At 71.2% G+C, this 10,953-nt stretch carries 11 protein-coding genes; 6 read left to right on the top strand and 5 right to left on the bottom strand.

The window, feature by feature from the left end:
- Window positions 1–133 precede the first annotated feature (133 nt).
- Window positions 134–1,207: a 3-oxoacyl-ACP synthase III gene (locus BIU90_RS09465; RefSeq protein ID WP_071300324.1), complete on the bottom strand. Its 1,074-nt coding sequence runs from the start codon at window positions 1,205–1,207 to the stop codon at window positions 134–136.
- A gap of 181 nt (window positions 1,208–1,388) precedes the next feature.
- Between BIU90_RS09465 and BIU90_RS09460 the strand changes: the two genes are divergently transcribed.
- The gene (locus BIU90_RS09460; RefSeq protein WP_139195208.1) at window positions 1,389–2,291 is read left to right on the top strand and encodes a LysM domain-containing protein; all 903 of its coding nucleotides are present in this window, start codon (window positions 1,389–1,391) and stop codon (window positions 2,289–2,291) included.
- A gap of 112 nt (window positions 2,292–2,403) precedes the next feature.
- On the opposite strand, the gene BIU90_RS09455 is transcribed toward BIU90_RS09460, so the two are convergent.
- The 3 genes from BIU90_RS09455 to BIU90_RS09445 form a co-directional block, all read right to left on the bottom strand.
- Window positions 2,404–3,291 carry a hypothetical protein gene (locus BIU90_RS09455; RefSeq protein ID WP_071299996.1) on the bottom strand — a complete coding sequence of 296 codons (888 nt, stop codon included), beginning with the start codon at window positions 3,289–3,291 and terminating at the stop codon, window positions 2,404–2,406.
- A 270-nt stretch (window positions 3,292–3,561) separates the two neighbouring features.
- Window positions 3,562–5,268: a glucose-6-phosphate isomerase gene (pgi, locus tag BIU90_RS09450; RefSeq protein WP_071299995.1), complete on the bottom strand. Its 1,707-nt coding sequence runs from the start codon at window positions 5,266–5,268 to the stop codon at window positions 3,562–3,564.
- Between the two features lie 180 nt (window positions 5,269–5,448).
- Window positions 5,449–6,441 carry a nitronate monooxygenase gene (locus BIU90_RS09445; protein ID WP_254786994.1) on the bottom strand — a complete coding sequence of 331 codons (993 nt, stop codon included), beginning with the start codon at window positions 6,439–6,441 and terminating at the stop codon, window positions 5,449–5,451.
- A 101-nt stretch (window positions 6,442–6,542) separates the two neighbouring features.
- Here BIU90_RS09445 and BIU90_RS09440 point away from each other — a divergent pair, with 101 nt between their 5' ends.
- Window positions 6,543–6,902 (top strand): RNA polymerase sigma factor, encoded by a 360-nt coding sequence (locus tag BIU90_RS09440; RefSeq protein ID WP_071299994.1) that lies wholly within the window; start codon window positions 6,543–6,545, stop codon window positions 6,900–6,902.
- On the top strand, window positions 6,892–7,719 hold the full coding sequence (locus BIU90_RS09435) for a hypothetical protein (protein ID WP_071299993.1): 828 nt from the start codon (window positions 6,892–6,894) through the stop codon (window positions 7,717–7,719). Before BIU90_RS09440 ends, BIU90_RS09435 begins: the two co-directional genes overlap by 11 nt.
- A gap of 15 nt (window positions 7,720–7,734) precedes the next feature.
- On the opposite strand, the gene rimK is transcribed toward BIU90_RS09435, so the two are convergent.
- Complete coding sequence (gene rimK, locus BIU90_RS09430; RefSeq protein WP_071299992.1) at window positions 7,735–8,925, bottom strand: 30S ribosomal protein S6--L-glutamate ligase; 1,191 nt, start codon at window positions 8,923–8,925, stop codon at window positions 7,735–7,737.
- 114 nt (window positions 8,926–9,039) lie between these two features.
- Between rimK and BIU90_RS09425 the strand changes: the two genes are divergently transcribed.
- From BIU90_RS09425 to BIU90_RS09415, 3 genes are all read left to right on the top strand, one after another.
- Entirely contained in the window at window positions 9,040–9,522 is a 483-nt protein-coding gene (locus BIU90_RS09425) for a RimK/LysX family protein (RefSeq protein WP_071299991.1), read from the top strand.
- A gap of 88 nt (window positions 9,523–9,610) precedes the next feature.
- Complete coding sequence (locus BIU90_RS09420; protein ID WP_071299990.1) at window positions 9,611–10,147, top strand: RNA polymerase sigma factor; 537 nt, start codon at window positions 9,611–9,613, stop codon at window positions 10,145–10,147.
- On the top strand, window positions 10,137–10,874 hold the full coding sequence (locus BIU90_RS09415) for a hypothetical protein (RefSeq protein WP_139195207.1): 738 nt from the start codon (window positions 10,137–10,139) through the stop codon (window positions 10,872–10,874). The genes BIU90_RS09420 and BIU90_RS09415 overlap by 11 nt, the downstream gene beginning before the upstream one ends.
- The last annotated feature ends 79 nt before the right edge of the window (window positions 10,875–10,953 follow it).

Genomic DNA, 10,953 nt, shown 5'->3' with positions numbered 1-10,953 from the left:
CCCGTGCGTCCCGTGCGTCCAGCCGACCAGGCGGGCACGGTGACCAGACGCGACCATGCGGGGTCGAGCCCGGGCAGGCCGGAGGGCTGCGTGGCCGGAGCGGTGCTCGCGGCCACGCGGGGCAGCCCGGATCTCACCAGCGGAGTTCCATCATCGCCGTGTTGATGCCGGAGCCGACGCCGCCCAGGAACACCCGGTCGCCGGGACGGATCCGCCCGTTGGCGGCCTCGTCGGCCAGGGTGATCGGGATGGACGCCGGGCCGACGTTGCCGAACCGCTCGTACGTGGTGGGGACCTTGTCGCGCGGCACCCCGATGGCCTCGACGAACGCGTTGGTGTGCACGTCGGAGACCTGGTGCAGGACGTAGCGGTCCATGTCGGCCCAGTCGAAGTGCGAGCGGGCCTCGTTCCAGGCGGCGACGACGAGCTCCATGCCGCCCTTGAGCAGCATCTTGGCGTCGGTGAACATCCCGTCCACGCTGCCGACGCACAGGTCGTACCACTGCGTCGCCGCGCGGGTGACGCCGCCGACGATCCGGTGTCCGCCCGGGTGCATGTCCGCCGGGCCGAGCACGGCTGCGGCCGCGCCGGAGCCGAGCGTCAGGCTGGCGAACTCGCTCATGAAGTCCTTGCGGTTCCGGCCGCCCTGGTTCAGGCGCTCGATCGTGTTGAGCTGCACCTGGTCCGCGTCCTCGCCGTCGACGACGAGCGCGTACTTGATCTGGCCGGAGTCGATCATGCCCGCGGCGACGCTCATGGCGTTGACGAACCCCAGGCAGGCGTTCGCGATGTCGAAGTTGATCGCCGACGACGGCAGTCCCAGGCCGTGGTGCAGCCGCACGGCGACACTGGGCTCGAGGTGCGGCCGGGTGACGGAGGTGTTGATGAGCAGGCCGACGTCCTCGGGGCGGATGCCCGCCTCGGCCATCGCCCGGCGTCCGGCGTCGATGGCGGCATCCTGGAAGGACTGCCCCTCGCCCCAGTTTCGACGCTCCTTGACCCCGGCCACGCGCTCGAGCAGGCCCATCGGCAGGCGGAGTCGGCGGAGGACGCCGCGGAGCTTCTCCTCGATGTCGGCAGAGGTCGTCACGCGCTCGGCCACGGTCGTCGCGACCGACAGCAGAGCGACGTTGTCGTGCTTGGCCGTCGCGTTGCCGGGGCGCTCGGGTTCGCTGCTCGTCGCCTGGTCGACCGGCCGTTCCGTCATGATCGTCACCGACACATACTTCCGCATCCGTCCTGGATGCGCGATCCAGATGCGCTGTGCGACGCTCCGCGGTGCGCCCGGACCCCGCCTGGGCGACGGCGATGGGCCGTCGGACACAGTCCGATTGCGGCGCTGTGGGCCTGACGGATCCTCCGGTACGCTGCCGATCCGAGGGGGAACTGTGCGCAGAGGCATCGCGATCGGACTGGTCGTCACAGCAGCGGTGGGGCTGTCCGGCTGTTCGTTGCTGCGTGGCGGCACCGGAGACCTGCCGGCACCGAGCAGGTCGGCGTCCGCGACCCCGTCCGCCTCGCCGTCCGCGTCGGCGACGGCCGGGCCCGACGCCGAGGCGGAGCGCCTGCGCGAGTCGGCCTCGCCCCGTCCGCCGACGGCCGAGCCGTCCCAGGCCGCACTGCCCGCGCCGACCATCTCGACGATCCCGGACGGCACCGTGCTCAGCGAGGGCGACGTCGCCTCGCCGAAGGGCAGCATCCACTTCCACTACCGGGTCGTCGCCTCGGGCGAGTCCTACACGATCGACTACTCCGGGTTCACCTCGACGCTGCCCGTGCCCGTCGGGGTCATGCTGGTCGACACGGCACCGTCGGTCGGCGACGGCATCACGTACAAGGGCGTCGGGAACGCCACGCTCGGCGGCCCGACGACCACGCCCACCGGGACCGCTTCGCCGCTGACGAACTCGTCGTACGACCCGTCGTGGCTCGGCGCGATCGTGACCTACTCGGACGCGACGAGCGACCCGTCCCTACCGGTGGAGATCGCCAACGGCAAGGTGCTCGCGGTGGACCCCGTGCGGTGGTCGGTGCCGGCGCGGACGACGAACGTGCACCCGGTCGACGCCGGCGCACGACCGGGCGCGACCGGCTCGGTGTCCGCCACCACGACCGCCGGGGCGCCGCGGTCCTACACGATCGCGCCCGACGACCAGATCGGGGACGTCGCCGCCCGCTTCGGCATCTCGGTCGAGGCCGTCATCTGGCTGAACCACGACATGCGGGTGTACGGCCAGCAGCAGTACCTGTACGAGGGCACCTCGCTCAACCTCGACCCGATCCGGCGCTGACCGTCGTTCCACCGTTTGCACAAGCAGAAGCAGTCCGCACCGTGTGATCACACGGTGCGGACTGCCTCCGGTTGGGCAAACGCGAACTGCGCCGCCGGGCGCGCGGCCGGCGTCACCGGCGCGCGGCGAACTCGGCGATCAGGTCCGTGGCCGGCTTGCGCCGGCCCCACCGGCCGTCGGGGAGGACCTGGAACAGTCCATAGTGCGCTTCGGCGTCCTCGGCGGTCGGCTGGTCGAGCAACTCGTAGAAGTACACGGACCGGAGTTCCGCCGGCGCGTGCGCGACGATCGCCGTGAGCAACGTCCGGAGGCGATCGGTCTGCAGCTCCTCCGCCTGCGCGATCCCGCCCTGGGCACCACCCGAACTGTTCAGCTCGGTGAGGGCGAGTTCTCGCTGGGGGAACTGCCGCAGGACGTCGAGGACCTGGAGCAGGTCGTCCGCGTCGCCGTACCAGTTGAGGGTGTTGACGTCGTGGTCGAGACCGTCGTCGTTGAGCATCTGCACGAACCCGGTGTGCTTCCACGCGATCGTGACCGCCGTCCGCGCTGTGGGGTCGCCGTCCCGGACGCCGGCGTTGATCGCAGCCATGCGGTCCCGGACCGCCCGGTACCGATCACGATCGAAGTGCTCGACCTGCGACCCGTCGAGCTGCGGGCCGAGGATCGCCACGTTGTCGCGCTCGTTCTCCAGCTGGAAGGTGGCGATCCGACCGGCGTACCGGTCGACGAGCGCAGCGACACGATCGCGGTACCACGGCATCGCCTGACCCTCCGGCGGCGCGAGCACGGCGAAGAGGGACATCGACCAGTGCTCAGCGGCCTCGACGATGTCGTCGTACCACGACCAGTCGACGACGCTCGGGTCGGCGGTGGGGATCCGCCAGTCGACCCGGTAGCTCTGCATGCCGATCGACGCAGCGAGCTCCAACTGGGCGCGGGCTCTCGTGGCCGGGTAGGCGTGCCCGTCGATCTGCGGGTCATGACCGGAGACGCCGAACACGAGGGAGCGTGACGGACCTGTCGGCAGCGGTCCGCCGACGGCTGCCGATGCGGATGACGACGACAGCGCTTCGGGGAGCAGCGCGAGTGCTGTCGCAGCAAAGCCCGCTCCGAAGAGCGCTCGGCGGCGGAGGACAGGAAGAGTTCTGGGGGGAGGCACCCCGTGACGGTAGTCACACGAGCACTGATACACAAATCCTGGATGTGCAACAATGTGGACGATGCCCCGCCGGCCGAGGTCGACGGGGCATCGGCACGCAGTGCGGGCGAGCTACTTCCGCAGCTCGAGGTACTTCGCGATGAGCGCCTTCGTCGAGGAGTCCTGCGTCGCGAGAGCGTCCGCATTGCCGTCGACCGCGGGTGCGATCTGCAGCGCGAGCTGCTTGCCGAGCTCCACGCCCCACTGGTCGAACGAGTCGATGCCCCAGATGGTGCCCTCGGTGAAGACGATGTGCTCGTACAGCGCGATGAGCTGGCCGACGACGCTCGGGGTCAGCGCCGGCGCCAGGATCGACGTCGACGGCTTGTTGCCCGTGAACGTGCGTGCCGCGACGATGGCCTCGTCGGTGGTGCCCTCTGCGCGGACCTCGTCAGCGGTCTTGCCGAACGCCAGCGCCTTGGTCTGGGCGAAGAAGTTCGCCAGGAACAGGTTGTGGACGTCCTGGCCGGGCTCGACCGCCTTGCCGTCGCCGGTCTCGTCCTTGAGCGGACGGGCCGGGTTGGCGACGGCGATGAAGTCCGCCGGGATCAGGCGCGTGCCCTGGTGGATGAGCTGGTAGAACGCGTGCTGACCGTTCGTGCCGGGCTCACCCCAGAAGACCTCGCCGGTGTCCGTCGTGACGGGGGTGCCGTCCCAGCGGACGCGCTTGCCGTTCGACTCCATCGTGAGCTGCTGCAGGTACGCGGCGAAGCGGTGCAGGTACTGCGTGTACGGCAGCACGGCGTGGCTCTGGGCACCGAGGAAGTTCGAGTACCAGACGTTGAGCAGACCCATCAGGACGGGGACGTTCTGCGCGAGCGGGGTGGTGCGCATGTGCTCGTCGATCGTGTGGAACCCGGCGAGGAAGTCCTGCCAGTTGTCCTTTCCGATCGCGATGACCACCGAGGTGCCGATGGCCGAGTCGACCGAGTAGCGACCGCCCACCCAGTCCCAGAACCCGAACGCGTTCTCGGGGTCGATGCCGAACGCGGCGACCTTGTCGAGCGCGGTCGACACGGCGACGAAGTGCTTGGCGACGGCGTCGTTCTTCGCGTCGTCGGTCGCGTCCGTGAGCGACAGCCGCTCCCAGAGCCACTGGCGGGCCAGACGGGCGTTCGTCAGGGTCTCGAGCGTGCCGAAGGTCTTCGACGCGACGATGAAGAGCGTGGTCTCGGGGTCGAGGTCCGCGGTCTTCTCGTAGATGTCCGACGGGTCGATGTTCGACACGAAGCGGGCTTCGATGCCGGCCTGGACGTAGGGCTTGAGGGCTTCGTAGACCATGACCGGGCCGAGGTCCGAGCCACCGATGCCGATGTTCACGACGGTCTCGATGCGCTTGCCGGTGACGCCCTTCCACGCACCCGAGCGGACCTTGTCAGCGAACGCGTAGACCTTCTCCAGCGTGGCCTGCACGTCGGCGTCGACGTCCTGGCCGTCGACGACGAGGGACGGGGTGGCGCCCGCGGGACGTCGGAGCGCGGTGTGCAGCACGGCGCGGTCCTCGGTCGGGTTGACGTGCTCGCCCGCGATCATCGCCTGGTACCGCGCGGCGACGCCGGTGTCCTCGGCCAGCTGCAGCAGCGCGGCGAGGATCTCCGGGGTGACGAGGCCCTTCGACAGGTCGACGGTCAGGTCACCGGCCTGGAAGGTGTACTGCTCGGCACGGCCGGGATCGCTGTCGAACCAGCCGCGCAGGTCCGGCGAGAACCCGTCGGCGATGCCGACGAGGGTCTTCCAGGCTTCGGTGGTCGTGGGGTCGACGGGGGCGGTTTCGGTCACTGGGGTCCTCCTGAACGCTACGTGCGATGCGGTCCGCGGACCTCCGCAACACTGCGACGCGGGCCGCATCCGAGCGTAGTGCTGCGCGCGCCGCAGCGCGCACAGCACCGTCAGCCTGTGGAGAACGGGCGCCGGACGCCCGCCCCGGTCGGGAGGCCCGGGTCTGGTGAGCGACGTCGGCTACGTGAGCAGGGCCTCCAGGACGTCCGCGACCGGACCGTCCGACGCGGCGCGCCAGGACCGACCGGCCCACAGGTGCAGCGCGTGCGGATCGCCGTCGACGGCGGCCGCCGTACGGATCGGCCGCGTCAGGTGGTGCAGCGCCGGGTAGCCGAGCGGTGCGTCCTCGTGCTCGCGGACGAAGCGGTTGACCAGCGCGCGTGCCGGGCGGCCGGTGAAGGCACGGGTGAGGGCGGTGCGGTCGAAGACCGGGTCGACGAGGGCCTCGCGGTGGGTCGTGCCGGTGCCGGCCTCGTCCGTCCGGAGCACGAGCGTGCCGATCATCACCGCACCGGCACCCGCGAGCCGGGCGGCCTCGACGTCGTCCGCGCTGCCGATGCCACCCGCGGCGACCACGGGCAGGTCCACCTGCGCCGTGACGGCGCGCACCAGGTCCGGCAACGGCGCCCAGACGGGCGGCTGCTCGGGGTCGAGGACCGCCGAGTGCCCGCCCGCAGCCTCGCCCTGGACCACGAGCACGTCGACCCCCCGCTCGGCAGCGGCGCGAGCGTCGACCGGGTTCGTCACGGACTGCACCGTCACCGTGCCTCGGCTCCGCAGGTCCGCGACCGTCTGCGCCGACGGCAGCCCGAACGTGAACGACACCACCGGCACCGGGTCCTCGAGCAGCAGTGCGAGCTTGTCGGCCCAGGCGTCGTCGTCCTCGCGCTTGTCGGGCAGGTCGGGGACGCCGAGGGACGCGCGGTACCGGTCGTAGTCGACGTCGCTGATCGGCACCGGGTTCGGCACGAACAGGTTGACGCCGAAGCGGTCCGTCGCCGTGCGGACCTCGGCGACCTCGGACGCCAGTTCCTCGGCGGTGCGGTACCCGGCGGCCAGGAAGCCGAACTGGGCGGAGCGGGCTGCGGCGACCACGAGCGCGGGGGTCGAGGGGCCGCCCGCCATCGGTGCGACGTGCAGCGGCGACCGGAGGACCTCGGGGAGTTGGTTCACGCCTCGATCCTGCACTGCCGTGGCCGCGCGACACGCCGAGGTCACACCCCGCGTGTCAGGATCGCGCGTCGCCGGACACTTCTGGGGTGGGAGGGGGATCCGTGGATGACGACACCGGAGCCGACGCAGCACTGTTGCGTCGGCTCGCGAACGGGGACCGCGCGGCGCTGGCCGACGCGTTCGACCGGTTCGCACCGACCCTGGTCCGCTCTGCGTGGGCCGTGGCCGCCAGTCGTCAGGACGTCGAGGAGATCGTGCAGGACACGTTCCTGACGCTCTGGCAGCAGGCCGCGACGATCGACCCGGCGACGTCCGCACTGCTGCCGTGGTTGCTCGTGGTGTGCCGCGACCGCGCGCGTGACCAGGCACGACGGACGGAGCGCTCCGCGGACGGCCGCACCCAGCGGGGCGACCGGTCCCGCGCACGACGCACGAAGGCGGTGACGCACGATGAACACTGAACCTCCCTCCGGCGACGAGCTCGCACAGATGCTCGTTGCGATGAAGCAGACGGTGCTCACGCGCGCCGCCGAAGCACGTCCACAGCGTCGACGCCGTGGCCGTCGTGCCGGCATCGTCATCGGCGTGATCGCGGTGCTCGGGCTCGGCGCCACGGGCGGTGGGGTCGCGCTCGGGATGATCCCGCAGCCGTTCGCCGCGGCACCCGCGCCGACCGCAGCGCCGAGCCGCACCCCGTCCGCCGCACCGAGCACCCCGGCGGCAGCACCGGTGCAGGAGACCCCGGAGCCCGCCCTGACGCCCACCTCGACCCGCCGGCCGTTCGCGCTCGACGACCCGTCGACGTGGACGATCTCCGGCAACGAACTCGGTCCGATCGCGCTCGGCGGCCAGTTCGACGCCGAGACCGCCGTGCTCCACGACGGTGGCCGCGTGGCGTCCGAGCACGAGCCCTGCCCCGCCATGATCTCCGGCACGTGGAAGCTCGACGGGACCGACTCCGTCGAGGTCCGCGCCGACGTGGACGGGGTCATCCGCGCGGTGCGCCTCCTGCCCACGGCGCCCTCGGACGACGCCCCGGTGCTGCGACCCGACAGCCCACGCACTGCACAGGGAGTGACACTGGGATCGACCCTGACCGAGCTCCGCTCGGTGTACCCGGGCATCCACCCCGTGGACCCGGGGGCGACAGCGGAGTGGTCGTTCTGGGAGACGGACGGCGCAGCCGGGCCGATGACGTTCGGCCTGGCCCTGGACGGCGAGACCGTGAACCTGATCGACATCGGCAACGAGGCGGACATCCGGGTCCCGGACTGCTGACGACGTGGGCCGGCTTCACGCCTCGAGCAGGTGCTCCTTCGGCAGCTTGCGGAGCTTGGCGCGACGCTTGCGCCGTTCCGGGATCATCGAGCGCATCTCCTCGAGCTTGCCGAAGCACAGCAGCCGGTCCCCCGGTTCGAGCGCGACACCGCTGCGCGGGTTCGGGATGACGCTGGAGCCCCGGTGCAGGGTGAGCACCGTGATGTCGCGGTCCCAGAGCCCGGACTCCTTGATGGTCTTCCCGACCAGGTCCGCGTTCGTGTGGACGAGCAGTTCGGCGACGCCGTAGCCGGTCGACACCGACAGACGCTGGCGGACGTCGATCTCCGGGAACGCGACCTGGTTCGCGATGAAGTCGATGACCGCGCCGGCGATGTCCAGGCCGGTGGCACGCTCGATGCCCTCGAGCCCCGGCGACGAGTTGACCTCCATCACCAGCGGCCCGTCGTTGCCCTCGAGCATGTCCACGCCGGCCACCCGCAGCCCCATGATCTGCGCCGAGCGGACCGCTGCCTCTTCGTACTCGGGCGTCAGGGTCACGGCCTCGACCGTCCCACCCCGGTGCACGTTCGACCGGAACTCGTCGCCCGAGGCGCTGCGGCGCATCGCGGCCACCACTCGGTCGCCGACGACGAGCGCGCGGATGTCCTTGCCGCGGCTCTCCGAGATGAAGCTCTGGATGAGCACGTTCTGCTTGGTGGAGTGCAGCGTCTCGACGATCGACTCGGCGACCTTGGCCTCGGGTGCCAGGATCACGCCGATGCCCTGCGTGCCCTCGAGCAGCTTGATCACGACGGGCGCTCCCCCGACCCGTTCGATCGCGCCGCGGACGTCACCCCGGCCGGCGACGAACGTGGTCGCGGGCATGCCGATGTCGTGGCGGGACAGGATCTGGTTCGCGCGGAGCTTGTCGCGCGAGTTCGTGATGCCGTTGGCGGTGTTCGGCGTGTAGACGTCCATCTGCTCGAACTGCCGCACCACGGCGGTGCCGTAGTACGTGATCGAGTTGCCGATCCGGGGCAGGACCGCGTCGTAGTCGGAGATGAGCTTGCCCCGGTACTGCAGGTCGGGGGCGTCCCCGGTCAGGTCGATGGCGAAGCGCAGGGTGTTGAGGACCTTGACCTCGTGCCCGCGGTCGAGTGCGGCGGTCCGGAGCCGCTCGGTCGAGTACGCCTGCGGGGCGCGCGACAGGATGGCGAGTTTCATCGGGATGCTCCGCGGATCGAGGGGTGGCGACGGCGACGCTCCATGCTGGCAGACGGATGGGGCAGCGCGCCCGTCCTCTGACAGGATCGGCACATCTCCTGCCAGGATGGGCACATGTCCGACGGTCCGAAGCGCCCCCCGCGCACGCCGGTCGTCGCCGGATGGCGGGAGTGGGCGGCGCTGCCCGGCCTCGACATCCCGTGGATCAAGGTCAAGCTGGACACCGGTGCACGGACGTCGGCGCTGCACGCGTTCGACCTCGAGGAACTGCCGGGCGACCGGGTCCGGTTCTCGGTGCACCCGTGGCAGGAGTCCGACGCCGACCCCACGACCGTCGAGTGCGCGGTGCACGACCGTCGTGTCGTCCGGAGTTCGTCGGGGCACACCCAGGAGCGGATCGTCGTGCTGACCGAGATCGAGCTCGCCGGCACGACGGTGCTGGCCGAGGTCACGCTGAGCAACCGCGACCAGATGGGTTTCCGGATGCTCATCGGCCGCGAGGCCCTGCGCCAGGGCTTCGTCGTCGACCCCGCGCGCTCCTTCCAGGCCGGTCGCGCGCCGAAGGAGATCCGTCGGCGCAACCGGGGCCGGACCTGACCCTCGACGACACCCGTTGGTCACAGATCGGTCACGGTGTGTCAGGACTCATCCTCGCCCGACACTTCTGGGGTGAGAGGGGGAATCCGTGACACCCGATGACGACGACGCCGCACTCGTGCGGCGCATGGCACTGGACGACAGGGGCGCGCTGGCGACGGCGTTCGACCGGTTCGCACCGACCCTGACCCGGTACGCCTGGGCACTGGCGGGCAGCCGGCAGGACGTCGAGGAGCTGGTGCAGGACACCCTCCTGACGCTCTGGCAGAAGGCCGGGACGATCGACCTGCCCACCGGTGCACTGCTGCCGTGGCTGCTGGTCGTCTGCCGCAACCACGCCCGCAACCAGGCGCGGCGCATCCAGAAGAACGCCGGCGACGAGCTCCCCGCCGAACTCGCCGCGCCCACCGACGCCGACGACGCCCGCGAACGGCTCCGCTGGGTCCGTGACGCGATCGCAGCACTCCCCCCGACCGACCGTCGGATCTGCGAACTCTGCCTGCTCGACGGGCACTCCTACGCCGAAGCCGCGGCGATGCTCGGACTGAGCGTCGGTGCGGTCACCCAGCGGGTCTCCCGGTCCCGCGCGCGACTCAAGAAGGCGGTGACGCACGATGAACACTGAACCTCCCACCGGAGACGACCTCGAGCAGATGCTCGTCACGATGAAGCGGACCGTGCTCACCCGCGCCGCCGAACCCCGGCCACAGCCCCGACGCCGCGGACGCCGCGCCGGGATCGTCATCGGCGTCATCGCGGTCCTCGGGCTCGGTGCCACCAGCGGCGGTGTCGCACTCGGCATGATCCCGCAGCCCTTCGCGGCAGCCCCTGCGCCGGCACCGTCCGCCGCGCCGGCCCAGCCCTCGGGGACCCCGACACCGTCCTCGGCGCCCGTCGTGAACGAACCGACCAGCACCCCGACGCCGTCCGCCACGGCATCGGCCGGCCGGATCCCGACCGACTGCCGGTCGGTGGTCCCGGCGTCCGAGTACGACCGCCTGTTCGGTGACCTCCCGCTGCAGGACCCGGCCGGGTCCCCCTGGGGGACGGACACCGACGACCCGGTCCCGGGGATGTTCTGCGTCTGGCTGGACCCGCAGGGCGACGGCAGCAACATCTCGATCGGGTTCGGGACAACGGACCCGGAGTGGGTACCGACGACCGACGACGGCTGGGCCTGTGTGCCGCAGGACGGCGGCCACCGCTGTGCTTCGGCGGTGCCGGAGGGCACCGGCCCGAGGGACACCACGTCGACCTTCTTCATCAAGGGCGGCACCTACATCGGGATCACGCAGACGAACGCCCCGACCAACGGGCTGTTGAAGGCGATCGAGCAGCAGGTCTGGGGCTGAAGCTGCGACGCGCTCGCGTGACCTGACCGGCCTTGGGGGGCGGGCAGTGCACGTGGGTGCGTCGGACGGGAGGCGCGGT

The sequence above is a fragment of the Curtobacterium sp. MCBA15_001 genome (assembly GCF_001864835.1).
GTDB lineage: Bacteria > Actinomycetota > Actinomycetes > Actinomycetales > Microbacteriaceae > Curtobacterium.
This window is presented reverse-complemented; position numbering and strand designations above follow the sequence as displayed.